The 17,707-nt window shown below is 39.4% G+C and carries 14 protein-coding genes and 1 pseudogene; 7 read left to right on the top strand and 8 right to left on the bottom strand.

What is annotated here, in order from left to right; translation table 11 throughout:
* Positions 1–267: transposase domain-containing protein (locus BJN41_RS09070; protein WP_057073203.1), on the top strand; the 267-nt coding region annotated here is incomplete at its 5' end.
* A 290-nt stretch (positions 268–557) separates the two neighbouring features.
* Here BJN41_RS09070 and BJN41_RS09065 read toward each other — a convergent pair.
* Entirely contained in the window at positions 558–1,715 is a 1,158-nt protein-coding gene (locus BJN41_RS09065; protein WP_070154692.1) for a TFIIB-type zinc ribbon-containing protein, read from the bottom strand.
* A 371-nt stretch (positions 1,716–2,086) separates the two neighbouring features.
* Between BJN41_RS09065 and pepN the strand changes: the two genes are divergently transcribed.
* The 3 genes from pepN to BJN41_RS09045 all read left to right on the top strand — a co-directional run bounded on the left by pepN (position 2,087) and on the right by BJN41_RS09045 (position 7,418).
* Complete coding sequence (pepN, locus tag BJN41_RS09060; RefSeq protein ID WP_070154690.1) at positions 2,087–4,696, top strand: aminopeptidase N; 2,610 nt, start codon at positions 2,087–2,089, stop codon at positions 4,694–4,696.
* 659 nt (positions 4,697–5,355) lie between these two features.
* The gene (gorA, locus tag BJN41_RS09055; protein WP_070154688.1) at positions 5,356–6,708 is read left to right on the top strand and encodes a glutathione-disulfide reductase; all 1,353 of its coding nucleotides are present in this window, start codon (positions 5,356–5,358) and stop codon (positions 6,706–6,708) included.
* A 491-nt stretch (positions 6,709–7,199) separates the two neighbouring features.
* Complete coding sequence (locus tag BJN41_RS09045; RefSeq protein WP_081406293.1) at positions 7,200–7,418, top strand: hypothetical protein; 219 nt, start codon at positions 7,200–7,202, stop codon at positions 7,416–7,418.
* 152 nt (positions 7,419–7,570) lie between these two features.
* Here BJN41_RS09045 and BJN41_RS09040 read toward each other — a convergent pair whose 3' ends face one another.
* Positions 7,571–8,017 (bottom strand): universal stress protein, encoded by a 447-nt coding sequence (locus BJN41_RS09040; RefSeq protein ID WP_019837227.1) that lies wholly within the window; start codon positions 8,015–8,017, stop codon positions 7,571–7,573.
* 50 nt (positions 8,018–8,067) lie between these two features.
* Positions 8,068–8,517, bottom strand: a complete 450-nt coding sequence (locus BJN41_RS09035; protein WP_070154682.1) for a universal stress protein — start codon at positions 8,515–8,517, stop codon at positions 8,068–8,070.
* A gap of 292 nt (positions 8,518–8,809) precedes the next feature.
* Between BJN41_RS09035 and BJN41_RS09030 the strand changes: the two are divergent.
* Positions 8,810–9,777, top strand: a pseudogene (locus tag BJN41_RS09030) (alpha/beta hydrolase).
* 71 nt (positions 9,778–9,848) lie between these two features.
* On the opposite strand, the gene BJN41_RS09025 reads toward BJN41_RS09030, so the two are convergent.
* The 4 genes from BJN41_RS09025 to BJN41_RS09010 form a co-directional block, all read right to left on the bottom strand.
* On the bottom strand, positions 9,849–11,018 hold the full coding sequence (locus BJN41_RS09025) for a benzoate/H(+) symporter BenE family transporter (protein WP_070154680.1): 1,170 nt from the start codon (positions 11,016–11,018) through the stop codon (positions 9,849–9,851).
* Between the two features lie 80 nt (positions 11,019–11,098).
* Positions 11,099–11,755: a leucine efflux protein LeuE gene (gene leuE / locus BJN41_RS09020; protein ID WP_070154678.1), complete on the bottom strand. Its 657-nt coding sequence runs from the start codon at positions 11,753–11,755 to the stop codon at positions 11,099–11,101.
* A gap of 96 nt (positions 11,756–11,851) precedes the next feature.
* A complete protein-coding gene (gene tal / locus BJN41_RS09015; protein ID WP_019837232.1) occupies positions 11,852–12,838 on the bottom strand; it encodes a transaldolase in 987 nt (328 codons plus the stop codon).
* Positions 12,839–12,927: 89 nt separating this feature from the next.
* On the bottom strand, positions 12,928–13,818 hold the full coding sequence (locus BJN41_RS09010; protein ID WP_070154676.1) for a LysR family transcriptional regulator: 891 nt from the start codon (positions 13,816–13,818) through the stop codon (positions 12,928–12,930).
* A 107-nt stretch (positions 13,819–13,925) separates the two neighbouring features.
* Between BJN41_RS09010 and aceI the strand changes: the two genes are divergently transcribed.
* The gene (aceI, locus tag BJN41_RS09005; protein ID WP_070154674.1) at positions 13,926–14,357 is read left to right on the top strand and encodes a chlorhexidine efflux PACE transporter AceI; all 432 of its coding nucleotides are present in this window, start codon (positions 13,926–13,928) and stop codon (positions 14,355–14,357) included.
* 105 nt (positions 14,358–14,462) lie between these two features.
* Here the strand turns inward: aceI and BJN41_RS09000 are convergent, their stop codons facing one another.
* Complete coding sequence (locus tag BJN41_RS09000) at positions 14,463–15,977, bottom strand: acetyl-CoA C-acetyltransferase (protein ID WP_070154672.1); 1,515 nt, start codon at positions 15,975–15,977, stop codon at positions 14,463–14,465.
* 244 nt (positions 15,978–16,221) lie between these two features.
* On the opposite strand from BJN41_RS09000, the gene BJN41_RS08995 reads away from it, so the two are divergent.
* Positions 16,222–17,613, top strand: a complete 1,392-nt coding sequence (locus tag BJN41_RS08995; protein ID WP_070154667.1) for a 3-oxoacyl-ACP reductase — start codon at positions 16,222–16,224, stop codon at positions 17,611–17,613.
* Positions 17,614–17,707: the final 94 nt, after the last annotated feature.

Genomic DNA, 17,707 nt, shown 5'->3' with positions numbered 1-17,707 from the left:
TTGGATGATGGCAATCTACCGATTTGCAATAATTGGGTCGAGAATCAGATGCGTCCCTGGGCCTTAGGACGCAAGAACTGGCTGTTTGCAGGCTCGCTGCGCAGTGGTCAACGAGCTGCCAATATCATGACTTTAATCCAGTCAGCAAAGCTGAATGGCCTGGATCCGTATGCCTATTTAAGTGATGTGCTGAAAAGGCTGCCGACGCATAAAGTGACCCAAATAGAAGAATTACTGCCACACCGCTGGAAATCCGACCAAAATTAAAAAATAGGCATGGGATTCAGCGGACGCTTACGATACTTTAGTTTGCCTTACGGATTTAAATAATAAGGATGCAAGCGAGGGAATAAATATGGTGGAGGATAGTGTGTATTTGTGAATTAGAAGGTAAAATTCTATCCGAAACAGTATTCCATTTAGCCCTGAACCGTAAAATGGATGAGCTACTTTTCACATCGAAAAACTGTGATCCGCTGTGAGTGTTATGTTGAACTTAAGCCACAGTTGAGTGGTTTGGGCAGTGATATGGTGTAACCATCATCTCCACCAAAAAATTATTGAGTGAAATAATGATCTTGATGTTTACAGTTGCGACAAAATAAGGACACATAATTTTCTGCGTCATAATCGACAGTCAGTTCATCCGATCCGCAGTTCATACAGCGTTTGAGTGAATAAAATTTAAGCCGTGCTTCAATTTTTCGCCAAGAACGCCACACAGGTTGAAAGAAAATTCGTTCGTCATAACCCAAAAAGCGAAATAATAAAATTTCGCTCATATAGCTGAAAGGCAAATTAGGCGGGCGTGGAAGGGTAGTAGTTTCCCATTTTTCCGCCACTGACCGTTCTCGATATTGCTGCACAGTCTTTTTGAGTAAATTGGTATTAATAAAGTTTTCATTGCGTGGTTTGAGTGCTTTTTGTTGGTATAAATATTCCAAAGCTGTTTGCACTAAGTAATAAATTTGCCCAACCGCCAAGACATCTAAAAGTCGGTAGCAAAAGTTCTGAAAACTATGGTTGCCCGCAATTTGTATGCCCCAAGTCCGACAATAAAATTGCATAAACTGCACAATTTCTTGATATAACATTAAATACAGCGCATCTTTGACTTCATCTGCCGTTTTGAACGGTGTACCCATGCTTAGATTTTCATAAAACCAATAGCGTAATTGTTGTGCAATGCTAAATAAACTGGGTTCAGAATAACCATCTAAACGGACATTGATGTAATATTGCTGGGCATTTTCGGCAAAATCTTTGGCAATTAATATTTGCTCTTTTAGCAAATGTTTGATCATACCGTGCTGAAAAAAATAGTTGGGCGTAATATTCAAATACTTGATTTTTTCCCAATCTATAAATTCTTCATGTGGGATATGTTCCTGTGCATGCTGATCTAAAATACTCAATAAAAATAATTTATCTACAAAACGCAGCTGATTTAATTCGCGTTCAGGTGCATCCTGTTTTTTCAATTTTTGTTGTTCTTGCAAGCGGGTTTCCGCCATGATTTTTTTTCGTTGCTGGGTGCAGCTTGCGCAATGACAGTTTTGTTGTTGGCTATTTTGAAAGATGCGATGTTCACAATGGCTACATTGGTGAAAATTTAATTCCTGCTCATATTGTTCTGCTTCTACCCAATACATAGATGCCTGACACAAAGGGCATAATGTGCTTTCATCTAATTGTTTTTGCAGAATTTGTAGCATTGTGAAATAGAAGCTCAAGTAAATGGTGGTATAGCATTATACATGCCTTGTGAACTGAAAAGTGGAAGCTTCTGTGCTTTTGATCATCATTAAAATTAGCATGTGTTGGTTGTATTTGAAGCGAAGTTGCGTATCGAAATATTAAATTTACAGCTAATAGCAATACAGGTATTGATTTATATCGTCTGTTTTTATGTTACTTGTACAGGATTAGTCCAAATAGGATTGAAAAGCTTGGGTTGAGCGCCCATATCAATCAGCAGTGTTAATTAAGATAGAAATAGATTGTGCGCAGACAGATGCTGAAAGTTGTCGTATGATCATTGTAACTTCACAAAAACAAGCGCATCGCCACAAAGAATGAGGACAAGATGAATATTGCAGCAAATCCTATGGTTGAAGCCAACCAAACTATCTATTTAAAAGACTATCAAAAACCTTCATTCTTGGTGGATGCTGTAGAGCTAGATATTCAAGTCTATGCAGATTACACCCAAGTGGGTGCAACATTGAAAATGCAGCGTCAGACTGCAGGCGATTTGGTGTTATTGGGGCGTGATTTAGAATTAAAATCCATTATTTTGAATGGTACTGAATTATCAGAAAGTGACTATCAATTAGATAGTGAGCAACTCCGCATTGCAAATGCACCGGATCAAGTCACTTTAGAAACCATCGTGATCATTCATCCTGAAAGCAATACGCAACTCGAAGGCTTATATCAGGCAAGCTCTGATTTATTTGTTACCCAAAACGAGCCTGAAGGTTTCCGTAAAATTACCTTCTATCCTGACCGCCCAGACGTATTGTCGGTATTTACCACACGTGTTGAAGCCGATAAAAAATATCCTGTGTTATTGGCAAACGGCAACTTGTTAGAAACAGGTGAAGCAGGCGAAGGTCGTCATTATGCGATTTGGCAAGACCCGACCAAAAAGCCAAGCTATTTATTTGCTTGTGTGATTGGCGATTTGGCAGTCATGAAAGACCATTATGTGACATCTGAAGGACGTAATGTTGCACTGGAAATTTATGCAGAAGAAAAAGACATTCCAAAATGCAAAATTGCTATGCAAGCGCTGAAACATTCGATGCGTTGGGATGAAGAACACTATGGTCTGCCGTATGATTTAGATAATTATATGATTGTGGCGACCAGTGCCTTCAATATGGGCGCAATGGAAAATAAAGGTCTGAATATTTTCAATACGTCATGTGTATTGGCCGATGAAGAATACACCACAGATGCCGCAATTATGCGCGTACAGTCCGTGATTGCGCATGAATATTTTCATAATTGGACAGGTAATCGTATTACTTGCCGCGATTGGTTCCAGTTATGTTTAAAAGAAGGTTTAACGGTATTCCGTGACCAATCTTTCTCTGAAGATTTACAGTCTGCCGCAGTACAGCGTATTGATGATGTGGCGGTACTCAAAGCACATCAATTCCCTGAAGATTCTGGGCCGTTATCGCACCCACCACGTCCAGATCATTTTGTAGAAATTAATAACTTTTATACCGCAACAGTCTATGAAAAAGGTGCGGAAATTAACCGCATGATGTCAACTTTACTTGGTAAAGAAAAATTCCGTAAAGGAAGTGATGAATATTTCCGTCGTCATGATGGACAAGCAGTGACGGTTGAAGATTGGGTCAATGCTTTAAGCGCAGGTTCAGGTGTCGATTTATCTAATTTCCTGACTTGGTACAATCAACCAGGCACACCAAAGCTTGAAGTGCAGGGCGAATACGATGCGGCTGCGCAGGTTTATCGTTTAAATTTAAAACAAAGTCTGAAAAGCAATGCCAAATATCCAAACTTAAAAGCATTGCCTATTCCTGTTGCATTGGCATTGTTCAATGCAGAAACAGGCGAGCAATATATTTTGCAGTCTGAAGCTTTGGTTGAAAACTCAGTAAAAGATGGTGTGTATTTGTTTGATCAGGCACAAGCAAGTATTGAATTTAGCGGTATAACTGCGCATCCCGTTGTTTCTTTATTGCGTAATTTTTCTGCACCTGTGAATTTAGAATTTAACTATTCTAATGATGAATTGGCATTTTTAATGCAGCACGAAACCAATGGTTTTAACCAGTGGCAGGCGACTCAGACGCTATTGGAACGTATTTTATTGGAAGAACATGCGGCAGATACTTATTTGCAAGCCATGAAAAATACAATACCTGCTTTAATTGAAAAAGATCCTTTGTTGGCATCGCGTATTTTTGATGTTCCTTCCGAAAGCTATTTGGGCAGCCGCATAGATCAAAATTATCAACCTGAAAAAATTCAGCAACAACGCAATGCGTTGTTAGATACATTAGCTCGGGAACTTGGTGCACTCTGCAAAGAAACCTATTTAAGTCTTGATCCAGACATGCAGCTAGATTTCTCTCAGGCAATGGGTGTACGTGCGTTAAAAAATATAATGTTGGCATTAATGGCACGTCAGGGCGATGACGAAGCGTTTGAGTTGGCACAGCAGCAATACCATACCACTCGAAATATGTCTGAGCGTTTAGGGGCATTGCGTGTCTTGGTATGGAATGATGCACCGCAGGCCAAAGCTACTTTGGAAGATTTTTATTCACGTTTTAAAAATGAAGCTTTGGCACTTGATCAGTGGTTTATGGTTCAAGCTTCACATCCTAAAGCGACTGCTGAAACCATTCAGGCATTAACTGCGCATCCTGATTATGATTTGGGCACACCAAACCGTATTCGTTCAGTCAGTGGAGGTTTAAATAGCAACCCTGTGAATACATGGAGTTTCGGTGTTCAGCATTTTATTGACTTAACCAAATATTTGGACGACAAAAACCCAATTGTAGGTTCGCGTTTATTGCAAGTATTGTCACGTTGGTACACCTTGGCAGAGCCACAGCGTAGTCAAGTACAAGCTGCATTGCTAAGTTTGCAGTCTGTAGTGAAATCTAAAAACGTGGTTGAAACCTTAAATAGTATGTTAGGGGTTTAAACTATAAAACTAAAAGCCATTTCATCCATTCGTTGAAATGGCTTTTTGTGGTAGGTATATATTAAAAACAAATTTAGCTTAGTCACAGCGAAGTTGATAAACCTTACTATAGTAGGTATTAATTTTGTTTAATTGAGCAAGTAATTTTTCATTAAATGTCGATTTTAGAGTTTACAATTTTTTAGTCCAATCAGCGTTTTATCCAAGTTTGTAAATCTGCTCCATATTCTTCACAAATAATATGTTTGCCTTCATTTGCAGAATAGTTCTCTTAATCTTGAAGCAAGAATTCATGCTTTAGTATTGATGGGTGCGAGTTCATCAAACATGCTTGGAGCTTGATGTATCGGTTGAGGTGGGGGAACAGCCGAAAGTGATTTAGCTACATATCAGAACGTAAAACAGAAGCTTTACATTGACCCAAAGATTAAAAAAATTAAAGTTTTGTTTTAACGCTTACAAACGCAAAATTTAAGAGTATAGTCATTTTTATAATCAGGGAAATGAGTTGAATGACAGTGTCTCGATTTTGTGGAGTTAGTTAGCTCTGCTGACTTGGGAAATGCAGTTTTATGTGTTAGTTTTGATGAAAATCACTTTTTTTCTGCGCTGAATTTAAGCAGATGCGTATCAAAAATCACGAAAATTTGAGGCATGAAATGGTTAAACATTATGACTATTTGGTAATTGGGGCGGGAAGTGGTGGTATTGCATCGGTCAATCGAGCGGCGCAATATGGAAAAAAATGTGCATTAATTGAAGCTGCAAATTTAGGTGGGACCTGTGTCAATGTGGGGTGTGTGCCTAAAAAAGTGATGTGGTATTCAGCACAAATCGCTGATGCCATTCAAAAATATGGTCCAGATTATGGTTTTAAAACCGAATCAAAACCACATGATTGGAATACCTTAATTCAAAATCGTCAAGCTTATATTCAGCGTATCCACGCATCGTATCAAACTGGTTTAGCTAAAAACAAAGTTGATGTGATTCAGGGTTTTGCTCATTTTGTAGATCAAAAAACAGTTGAAGTAAATCAGCAGCAATATACTGCAGATCACATTTTAATAGCGACAGGCACCGAGCCAACACTTCCAGAGATTGAAGGGGCGGAACTAGGTATTGATTCAAACGGTTTTTTTGAATTGCAACAATTACCAAAACGCACGGCAATTGTTGGTTCTGGTTATATTGCTGTAGAGCTGGCTGGAGTTTTAAATGCGTTAGGCTCAAAAGTCGGATTGTTTATTCGTAAGCAATTCCCGCTGCGTAGTTTAGATCAATTTTTAGGTGAAACATTACTTGAATGTATGCGAGATGAACATATCCAAGTGCATACTCAAGCCATTCCAAAGAAAGTTACGCGCCAATCAGATCAGTCTTTGTTATTACATCTTGAAGATGGTTCACAGCACGAGATCGATTGCTTAATTTGGGCGGTTGGACGTAAACCGAATACACAAGCATTGAACTTGCCTGCTGCGAATGTACAGATTGATGAAAAAGGATATATCGCTGTAGATCAATTCCAAAATACCAGCCAAGCGGGTATTTATGCGGTGGGTGATATTATTGGAAAAATTGAGCTGACACCCGTTGCTGTTGCCGCAGGACGTAAATTGTCTGAACGTTTATTCAATCACAAACCAAATGAATATTTAGATTATCAAAATGTTGCCACGGTGGTCTTTAGTCATCCGCCTATTGGTACGGTGGGTTTAAGTGAAGCGCAAGCCATTGAACAGTTTGGGCAAGATCAGGTCAAAGTCTATCAATCTTCTTTTACCTCAATGTACACGGCTGTAACTCAGCATCGTCAAGCGTCTAAAATGAAATTGGTCTGCGTTGGTGATGAACAGAAAGTCGTGGGCGTGCATGGTATTGGCTATGGCATGGATGAAATTTTGCAAGGTTTTGCAGTCGCGGTCAAAATGGGCGCGACCAAGCAAGATTTTGACAATACTGTCGCAATTCATCCAACTGCTGCAGAAGAATTTGTGACTATGCGCTAATGGAGTAGCGTAGTCGCACACAAAGAGTATGGGTTAAAAAAATCCATACTCTTTTTTATTTTTGAAATTTGTAGATAAAAAATCAGAAGATAAACGTCAGAAAGATAAAGTTTGTTATCGTTATTTAGTTAGCCTAATAAGAAAACCCACCGAAGTGGGCTTGTGCGATCAAACACCATCCATTGTGTTTGAGGGAGACTATTTCACGAAAACGATTAAGGTTTGATTTAGAATTTTTTGTTATATTAAGCTTATCTTTACAAATTTGTAGCTGATGCTGCAAAGACTTTAAATCTATGTTACAATGTAACTTGTACAATAAAAATATCTCTATTCTCTCGTAGTTATTCATCATCATGCTGTACTGCATTTATTTTCTATGCACTGCAAATTAAGCGTGATGAATGTTGTTGTATTAAAAAACTATGCTCAAAATTTAATTTGAGCTTAATTTGTAAGTTATAAATGAATTGGTGTAAATATTGAAAAAAATGCAAACAATGCTTGCTAAAGCAGTGAATGGTCGTGAAATTATGGTGTCTTTGGTGGCATCAAAGAAAAAGCAAAATACCCGTGATGGTTTTAAATGGGTCGAAGTCGGAAAAAATGTGTTGTTGGAATGTGGTCAGGAAATTGAACTGAATTTAGATGGTCGCAGTTTTTATACTGATACGCATGAAATGTTTCGTTTACCACATCGGGTCAATTAAGTTTTACTCTGAAATGAATATTCAATTCAGCTAAACTGTATGAATATTCAGTTTAGAAAAATTTAAAAGTTTTATCCAGAAAAATCCCGTTCACTGGCGAACGGGATTTTTTATTTTGTCTTTTACTGAGGCAAAGTACAGTTAGTACTGAATTAAACCTTAACAACCAAAACAGGAACAGGGGACTGAGTCAATACGTTTTGAGCAACGCTACCGAGCATCATCTTTTTCACTCCAGTACGACCATGTGAACCCATAATAATCAGGTCTGCACCAATTTCATTGGCAATTTGTACAATCCCTTCTGAAGCTGCAACACCACGGATAATTTTGGTATCTACCGAAATACCTTCACGGCTAAAAGATTGCTGAATTTCAGCCAAACGATTTTGTGCATTTTGTTCAGCCTGCATGAAATAATCGGTAATTGCAGGGGCAACTTTGTAGAAGTCCACGCCTACAAAAGGATCAACTGCAATTACACTCATAATGGTGACAGGGCAATTTAGATCTTTTGCCAATGAAAGTGCTTGTTCGGCTGCAGCATAAGACATAGGCGACTCATCTACTGGAACAAGTAAGTGTTTATAAGTTGTCATGGCAAATCCTTATTTAAAATTTATGATAAAAATATGGTTTAAATTTGTGATTAAGCTTTAACTATAAGCACTGGTAATTCTGTATGGCGCAATACGTCTGTGGCGAAGCTACCCAACAATAATTTTTGGAAACCTTTACGACCATGTGAACCCATCACAATCACATCGGCATTTAATTCTTTCGCAGTTTTGATTACACCTTCAGCAGAAACCAAACCCTCAACCACGTGAGTTTCTGCATTTACACCTACCGTTTGCGCAATTTCATCTGCTTCTTTTAATGCCTTTTTCGCATTGGCTGTCGCTTGCACAAAGTATTCTTTCATAATGGCAGATGAATAATTATAGTAAAAGTCTGAATCAGTAAATGGGTCTTCCGCAACAAGGCTAATTAAGGTGAGTTTGTTGTTAAATACTTTGGCAATTTCAGCTGCATGTTTGACCGCTGAAAAAGAAATTTGTGAACCATCTACAGGGACTAAAATATTTTGGTACGACATGCGGGTAACTCCAGAAATTATGATTATGCGCCTTACACTTTATTGATAGCATATAGTCTATACAGGTTCAATTTAAAATCTAAAAAAGATTGATAATTCATTTAATTACCCGCCAAATTTGCTGAAACAAAAGATAGGCTAAAGATAATGAAATTGCTCAACTCAACGGCAAAGCTATACGATAAAATAAGTTGCTAAATTTCATAAATAAACAGACCCAAATGTTTTGAATAACTTGGGTTTGAAATGTGCGTATGAATCTTGAGGGAATTGTGGTTTGAAATTATTTTGGATGTTGCTGTGTTTTATTTTGTTAAGTGCTTGCCAAACCACGCAGCAGAACAGTCGAATCATTGCGAGTGCATTTAATCTCACCACAGGCTTACAGCAAAAATCATGGATCGGTATGCACCTAAAAACATACAAGTGCAGCATGATATTGTGTATGCAACGCAGCCCAATTTGAGTTTTGACTTGTATCAAGACAGTCAATTGCAAGATTTAGCCGCTCGCCCGACAATTGTCTGGATTCATGGTGGTGGCTGGATTGCAGGTTCTAAAGCACATGCGCGTGGCTATTTTAAATTGTTGGCTTCACAGGGCTTTAATGTGATTGCAGTACAATATCAATTTGCCCCACATGCAACTTATCCTACTCAGTTGCAAGAAATTGATCAGGCTTTAAATTACATCACGCAACATGCAGAAAAGTATCAGCTTAATCCGCAACAATTATATTTAGCAGGCGATTCAGCAGGGGCAAATTTAGCCAGCCATTATGCTGCATTATTGAGTAATCCAACATTTGCACAGCAGTCTAATTTACAGCCGACTATTCAGCGCAAACAACTAAAAGGACTGATTTTGCACTGCGGGATTTATGATCTAAAAGCGTTTGTAGAAACCGCACCAGATGAAATGAATATCGTAGAGTGGGGTGTTTATAATTTGGTGCAGGCTTACACGGGAGATCGGAAACAGGACAGTGAATTTCTGAAGAATATTTCGCCTATTCAGCATTTAACGGAAAACTATCCTGCGGTATTTATCAGTGGTGGTAACAAAGATTTTTTAACAGAAACTCAATCTATGCCGATGCTGCATGCTTTACAGCAACAGCAGATTCCTGTGACAACAGCATTTTATCCAGATACAAAAGCATGGTTAATTCACGAATATCAATTTTTTATGCACCAAAAAGAAAGCCAGCAAACTTTTGCTAAAACAGTGGAATTTATCCGAAGCACAGCAGCTGAGTAATTTATCGTGTATTCAGTAAATCAATACGATGCTTCGGGAAAAGTGTTTTTAACTACTTAAGTTATTTAGCTTTAGCTTTGTTTAAACTTGAAAACAGCCAAAACCAGACAACCAAAAATCAGTCCCCAAAATGCAGAGCCAATACCTAAAAACTGCACCCCAGAAGCACTAAATAAAAAGGTCAATAAAGCGGCTTCACGTTCTGCGACGTGCTGAAAGGCGAGGGCGATGTTGTGTCCAATTGTACCGAGCAGTGCAATTCCTGCCAAAGCCGTAATAAAAACAGCAGGGAATGACATTAGCAAACTGGTGAGTGTTGCTGCAAATATCCCCATCAAAATATAAAATAAACCGCAGCTAATTCCCGCAATATAGCGTTTACTGGCATCGGGATGCGATTGATCATCTAAACTAATAGCAGCACTGATAGATGCGATATTGACACTAAAACATCCAAATGGCGCGAAAATAGCTTGTGCTGTGCCTGTCCAACCAATTAAGTGACGTACATTCGGGTTAAAGCCATAGCTTTTGATCATGGCAAGACCGGGTAAATATTGCGATGCCATATTAATGACAAACAAAGGCAGAGCTAAACCTAAAATGGAAGACCAACTCAATTCAGGTTGCATCCAAACAGGTTGCGCAATATTCCATTGCACACTCGGCATTTGAAATTGTAAGAAGATTGGGCATAATGCGACCCCAATCAATACTGTTAAAACAATGCTATAACGTGGGCTAAATCGTTTTGCCAATACATAGGCTGCCAATAAAGACACAATAAATGCCCATGCTTCTTGCAGACTGGTAAATAGGGCAATCCCAAATTTAAGTAGCACGCCTGCCAACATGGCGCTGGTTAAACTTTGTGGAATATAAGTCAATACCTTTTCGAAAACACCCAAAAAGCCAAGCACTGCTGTGAGTACACCACAAAATAAAAACGCGCCAATTGCTTCGTGTAAGCTATAACCGCTGCCCGTGGCGATAATCAGTGCCAAACCTGCGGTAGACCATGAGGTCGCCACAGGATATTTAAATTTCCAAGATAAAATCAGCCCGCTTAGACCAATACCTAAACCCAGCGCCCAAAACCAAGAGCTGATTTGTTCAGCACTTGCACCTAAAATTTGTGCTGCCTGAATGACTAAAACCGCGGAAACACTAATACCGACCAAGAAGGTAATAAAGCCTGCAAATACTGTCGGCACAGAGAAGTCATTTAAAAGTTTTTGCATGCTTTCTTAGACATATTTTCTATAATTGATGAACAGATCATACACATTTGAACAAATAGTCAAAAGTGTTTTTATACTTTTTATAGCGTTGAGATTGCCAGTTTAAAGCCAAAACCGCAGAATAAAATACCAATGCTTGCAACGCAAATGGCTGCAATTTTATAACGCTGATTGAAATAACTGGCCAATTTGACTCCTGAAAAAATCAACACAGACAAATAACCCATGCTAATGATTTGTAAGACGATGGCTAAAATAGCAAAGCTCAGCATTGGATAGAGGTAATCAGGATTGACGAATTGCACAAAAAAAGACAAATAAAACAAAATTGCTTTGGGGTTAATGACGCTAATCATTAAAGCGGTTCGGTATGGATGAACCCGTTCAGTTTTATTGCTCGTCGTGATTGTATTACCGTACGAAGTTCTGGCTTGTGGAAACCATGTTTTATAGGCTGCAATCAGTAGTTTAATGCCTAAATAGCCTAAGTAGAGCGCACCAACCACTTTGAATAAGGTGAATAGCCATGGAAAAGCATGCAGTAATGAGGCTGCCCCTAAAATGGTGCATACAATTAAAATCAGATCACCCGTAAATACACCGAATGCAGCTGCATAACCTGTGCGTATTCCAAAGCGTGAAGCCACTGACATGACATAGAGTGAGTTTGGGCCAGGTAAGAGCACAATTAAGGTGGTACCAATTATAAAAGTGCTGAGGTCACTAATACCAAACACGCAAACCCACCCAAATAAAAACCGATGTTGCAGTATAACAACATCGGTTTTGTGGCTTAGTACAAATTTTGGACTTTTACAAAGCTAGGCAAATGTTTAGACTTTTATCTGCGCATCTAAGCCGAAAGATTGGCGTAATAGGGTAGCAAGTTGCTCACGTGCTTTAATAAAGCCGTCAATACCACCTTGTAACAATTGGAATGCCATTAAATCTGCTTCTAGTTGCGCTTTGAATTGTTCCTTTTCAATTGCTGCCAATGGTTTATCCTGAACTTGAATGGCATTGCTTGATAACGCTGCAGTGACTTCTCGTTCATCAGTTTCGAGTTCTGCCAATAAATTTGGTGCAACAGTCAGCAAATCACAACCTGCTAACGCCAAAACCTGATCAATACTGCGGAAACTCGCGCCCATAATTTCAGTTTGTACTTGGTGCTGTTTATAGAATTGATAAATCTTCTTCACTGAAAGTACACCCGGATCTTTTTCAATAGGGTAGTACATGACATTTTCAGCTTTTTTATACCAATCTAAAATACGACCCACAAATGGTGAAATCAACGTCACTTTGGCATCTGCACAAGCATGTGCCTGATGTAAACCAAACAATAAGGTTAAATTGGTGTGAATGCCTTCGGCTTCCAACACTTTCGCCGCTTGAATGCCTTCCCATGTCGATGCAATCTTAATCAAAATGCGGTCTGAATGAACACCATAAGCTTGGTACAGTGCTAAAAGTTCTTTGGCTTTGGCAATGGTCGCATCAGTGTCATAAGACAAAGAAGCATCCACCTCAGTCGAAACACGACCTTCAATCAGCTTTAAAATTTCTACACCAAATTTGACCGTTAAAATATCAATGCTGCGCTCAACCAATAGATCATTTGTATAACCTTCAGCTTTGGCTTGCTCAAATGCAGCTTCAATCAACGCTTTATTTTCAGGTTGATTTGCAGCCGCCGTAATGAGTGATGGGTTGGTGGTCGCATCCAAAGGACGAAACTTTTCAATCGCAGCCAAGTCACTACTATCTGCAACAATGGTGGTTAAGTTTTTTAGTTGATTTAAGGCTGTCTGTGTCATTCGAGATCTAGTTCTTAGGTTATTGCTTATACATTTAGTTATATCACAAACAGCTTTTAACCCAAGTACCAAGCAAGCGGGTTTGTGGATTATTTACCAGTTTTTCTCAGATTTCGGACGTAATTAATCAAAAAATGAGCAGCAGCGCCTAATTGATGTTCACGGCTCCAGACCAAATCGACAAAATATTCAAATTTTGGGGTGAAATCTAGCAGCTGTAAAATTTTTAATTCGTGTTGTAGTTCAGGATGTTCATTCAGCATTTCCAAGGGCAAGACACCCCAGCCTAAACCCTGCTTAATCATACTGCAGGCAGAATGATGATTATCGGTACGCCAATAGTGCTTAGAAAATAACAACTCAGGTTTAATCTGCCGATCACGGCTCGCCACTACAATTTGCCGATTTTGTAAAATCTGTTCAAAACTGACTTGATCAGATTCAGCCAGCGGTGAATGTCGGGCAGCGACAGGCACTAAAATTTCACGTTTTAATTCCACAAATTGTTCACTGCTTTGTAATTGTTCGCGTTCAAACATAAAGGCCAAGTCTGCTGCTTGAGTCATGAGTAAGAGCAGTGCATCTTCTTGTGGCGCAGAGAAAATATTGATCTGCAATTCAGGAAATTGCTGTTCTAGTAAAACAATATAATCTGTCCAGCGAGTGTGTAGTAATTCAGATACCACCACTATATTTAAGTGTGATTCTAGGCCAGAACTGAGCGCGAAAGCATGCTGTTTCCACTGCTTCATTTCTATGAGTAGTTGTTTGCTTTTTTCGTACAAACTCTGCGCTTGTGGGGTAGGCAGAGGTTCACGTCCAACCCGTTCAAACAGTTTTAGGTCTAAATCAATTTCTAAATTGGCTATGGACATACTAATTGCCGAAGGTACTTTACCCAATTGACGTGCAGCTGCAGAAAAAGAACCCGTTTCCATCACAGTGATAAAAATAATCAGCTGATCTTGATTGATATTCATGGCTGAGCATTCGTTTTACTTTTCAATATTATTGATAGATTCTAACTCGAACAGTCAATTGAATGAAAATAAAATAAGCGGTGAAGAATAAGTATTTGAGTAAGCAGATGTTGATTTCCAAAAGAAGATGGGTACATGCTCTGAGTTATGAAGTGATTTTATTGGTCATCATTGCTTTGGTATTAAGTTATATGTTTGAAATGCCAATGCAAGTGACAGGTGGTCTAGGAATTGCAATGGCAGTGACATCGGTGCTGTGGAATATGTTGTTTAATCATTATTTTGAAAAGTTTGAAGCAAAGCACCAATTACACAGAACTTTTAAAATCCGCATTTTACATGCAATTGGTTTTGAAGGTGGCTTAATGCTTGCTACTATTCCAATGGTGGCGTGTGCCTTAGAAAAATCATTGATGCAGGCAATTTTGATTGATTTGCTGATGGCGCTCAGTATTCTGCTCTATACCTTTGTTTTTCAATATTGTTATGACCATGTTGAAGCAAAACTGGGGTATGCCCCACAACATTCAGGTAAATAAAACGATAGTAATGAATTAAAAGTTTGTTGCTATAAAGTAAGGGGTAAAAAAGCCACTTAAATAAATTAAGTGGCTTTTATTCCGATCTAAAATATTTAGGTAGAATTATTTTTCAATAATAGCTGTTACGCCTAGACCGCCTGCCGCACAGATTGATACCAATACGCGACCTGAACCTTTTTGATTCAGAAGTTTTGCAGCAGTGGCAAGAATACGTCCACCAGTTGCTGCAAATGGGTGACCAGCTGCTAAAGATGAACCTTTAACGTTTAATTTGCTGCGATCAATCGATCCTAAAGGTGCATCTAAACCTAAACGCTCTTTACAGAACTTAGGATCTTCCCATGCTTTTAAGGTCGACAAAACTTGTGAAGCAAACGCTTCGTGAATTTCGTAATAGTCGAAATCTTGTAATGTTAAACCTGCACGTTCAAGCATACGTGGAACAGCGTATGCAGGTGCCATCAACAAACCTTCCTTTTTACCCACAAAATCAACTGCTGCAGTTTCTTGGAAAGTCAAATATGCCAAGACTTCGTGACCATTGGCTTTTGCCCATTCTTCAGAGGCAAGTAATACGCAAGATGCACCATCAGTTAGTGGAGTCGAGTTACCCGCCGTCATAGTGCGCGCGTCGCCTTTACCAAAAGCAGGTTTTAACTTCGCTAGTTTTTCTACAGTAGAATCTGCACGTAAGTTATTGTCACGTTCTAAACCTAAGAATGGCGTGATGAGATCATCAAAGAAACCTTCGTCATAGGCAGCTGCCATTTTTTGGTGAGATGAAGCTGCTAACTCATCCTGCGCTTCACGAGAGATGCCCCATTCCAACGTAGTAATGGCTTGGTGGTCGCCCATTGATAAACCTGTGCGTGGTTCACCGTTACGTGGCGCATCCATTAAATCTTTAATATTGATTTTGGTTAATGCTTTTAAGCGGTCTTTACCTGTCTTTGCAATATTCAATTCGAGCAATGCTTTACGCAAACCATCACCAAAAGCGATTGGTGCGTCAGAAGTTGTATCTACACCGCCTGCAACACCAACCTCGATTTGACCCAGTGCAATTTTATTCGCAACTAAAAAAGCAGCCTGCAAGCCAGTACCACATGCTTGTTGTATATCGTAAGCAGGTGTTTCAGGAGCAAGGGCAGTATTGAGTACGCACTCACGAGTCATGTTAAAGTCACGGCTGTGTTTGAGCACTGCACCTGCRACAACTTCACCCAAACGCTGACCTTGTAAGTTGAATCGTTCAACAAGACCATTTAATGCTGCTGTAAACATATCTGTATTAGATGCAGTAAAGTAAGCGCCATTAGAACGTGCGAATGGAATACGGTTACCACCGATAATAGCAACGCGGCGAACAGTGTTTTGGCTCATAATTTTATCCTGTTGAACAGAGGTATTAGTATTAGATGGTGCTTTTGTTTGCGTTGAAGCAGTTGTTTTAGCACGGCTAGTCGTGCGGGTACGTGTAGTTTTTGTCGTACTCGTGTTGGAACGGGTTGCAGTGTTAGTACTTTTGCTTGTACGTTTAGTACCAGTTGATGTATTTGACACAGAATCCTTTGCAGAATTTTCCACTGCTGGATTTTCTTGAGTTGTTTTGCTCATAAGGCTTTTCCAAGCATGTTAAAGGTCTACTTGATGTGTACATTAGCACAATAGTATGACAGCTGTATTGACTACAATGACATTGCGGAATGCATTCAGGTCAAGACATCTCATAATTAACTCAAGTATGATTTAACACAAACGGGTAACGCTATTGAAATGTGGGTATTTGGCATCAAAATTGATGTTAAAAGATAAGATATCGTGTAATCCATCAAAAATGAATTTATGAGAGATAATAATCATGACTGATCAATATCAAACATTTGCAAAATCTCCTATTGGTAAATTTGTCATTAAAAATTTGGGTTTACCATCCCCAACTTTTTTAGATCGTTTTGAGTCTGCAACACCAGTGGTAAAAGGTGCAGTACTTTTAGGTGCAGCCCCTGCAAGTGATTTGTCTGCATCAATTGCACAAGTTTTAGCTAATGTACATGCCAACAGTTATGCAGGTAACAATGCAGAATTGCAACAAGCTGCGGCAAAAGTGGGCTTAAATTTAGGTGCATTCAATCCAGGCGATAAAGAATCTAAATTTAAAGTGGTGGTGTTTGATGCTTCAGGTATTGAAAACTCTGAACAATTAAAAGCACTTTATGAGTTCTTTAACCCAATCTCACGCCAAATTCAGGCTTCGGGTCGCGTGGTTGTGGTTGGCACTACACCAGAAACTGCAGGCAGTGTAAAAAAAGCCATTGCACAACGTGCTTTGGAAGGTTTTGTTAAATCAGTAGGCAAAGAGTTTAAAAAAGGTATTGCGGCTAACTTAATTTATGTCGATCAAGGTGCCGCAGCAAACTTAGAATCTACGTTACGTTTTGCCATTTCACCACGTTCAGCTTATGTGTCAGGTCAGGTGATTCGTGTCTCGAATGCTGTAACTGTAGAGGTAGATTGGGCAAAACCATTGGCAGGTAAAACTGCAGTGGTGACAGGTGCAAGCCGCGGTATTGGTGAAGCAATTGCGCATGTATTGGCACGTGATGGTGCGCACGTGATTTGCCTARACGTACCGCAACAACAAGCAGATTTAGACCGTGTTGCGGCTGAAATTGGTGGTTCAACCTTAGCAATTGACATTACTGCTGCAGATGCAGGCGAGCAAATTAAAACAGCTGCCGCTGCACAAGGCGGTTTAGACATTATTGTGCATAACGCAGGGATTACACGTGACAAAACTTTGGCAAATATGAAACCAGAGCTTTGGGATTTAGTCATTAACATCAACTTGTCTGCAATTGAGCGTGTCAACGATTACTTATTGGCAAATGATGGTTTAAATGCTAATGGGCGTATTATTTGCGTATCTTCTATTTCAGGTATTGCAGGCAACTTAGGTCAAACCAACTATGCAGCATCCAAAGCAGGTGTGATTGGCGTAGTGAAATTTACTGCCCCTGTGTTAAACAACGGGATCACGATTAATGCCGTTGCACCTGGCTTTATTGAAACGCAAATGACCGCGGCAATTCCTTTTGCTATTCGTGAAGCTGGTCGTCGTATGAACTCTATGAGCCAAGGTGGTTTACCTGTAGACGTTGCAGAAACCATTGCTTACTTTGCTTCATCGGCATCGACAGGTATTAACGGCAACGTGGTACGTGTTTGTGGTCAAAGCTTGTTAGGGGCTTAACACTAAATCCTCTACCTATTAGAGAGGATTTAGGAGAGGGGGTAAGGGGTATATTATTAACCCTCTCTCTAGCTCTCTCCCAGTGGGAGAGAGG

The sequence above is a fragment of the Acinetobacter towneri genome (assembly GCF_001758345.1).
GTDB classification, from domain to species: domain Bacteria; phylum Pseudomonadota; class Gammaproteobacteria; order Pseudomonadales; family Moraxellaceae; genus Acinetobacter; species Acinetobacter towneri_A.
The sequence above is the reverse complement of the archived record's forward strand: the minus strand, read 5'-3'. Positions and strand labels throughout refer to the sequence as shown.

Excerpts from the sequence above, each read along its gene's own strand:
- BJN41_RS09065 (WP_070154692.1), bottom strand. The coding sequence starts at position 1,715 with ATGCTACAAATTCTGCAAAAACAATTAGATGAAAGCACATTATGCCCT.
- pepN (WP_070154690.1), top strand. The coding sequence starts at position 2,087 with ATGAATATTGCAGCAAATCCTATGGTTGAAGCCAACCAAACTATCTAT.
- gorA (WP_070154688.1), top strand. The coding sequence starts at position 5,356 with ATGGTTAAACATTATGACTATTTGGTAATTGGGGCGGGAAGTGGTGGT.
- BJN41_RS09045 (WP_081406293.1), top strand. The coding sequence starts at position 7,200 with ATGCAAACAATGCTTGCTAAAGCAGTGAATGGTCGTGAAATTATGGTG.
- BJN41_RS09040 (WP_019837227.1), bottom strand. The coding sequence starts at position 8,017 with ATGACAACTTATAAACACTTACTTGTTCCAGTAGATGAGTCGCCTATG.
- BJN41_RS09035 (WP_070154682.1), bottom strand. The coding sequence starts at position 8,517 with ATGTCGTACCAAAATATTTTAGTCCCTGTAGATGGTTCACAAATTTCT.
- BJN41_RS09025 (WP_070154680.1), bottom strand. The coding sequence starts at position 11,018 with ATGCAAAAACTTTTAAATGACTTCTCTGTGCCGACAGTATTTGCAGGC.
- tal (WP_019837232.1), bottom strand. The coding sequence starts at position 12,838 with ATGACACAGACAGCCTTAAATCAACTAAAAAACTTAACCACCATTGTT.
- BJN41_RS09010 (WP_070154676.1), bottom strand. The coding sequence starts at position 13,818 with ATGAATATCAATCAAGATCAGCTGATTATTTTTATCACTGTGATGGAA.
- aceI (WP_070154674.1), top strand. The coding sequence starts at position 13,926 with ATGTTGATTTCCAAAAGAAGATGGGTACATGCTCTGAGTTATGAAGTG.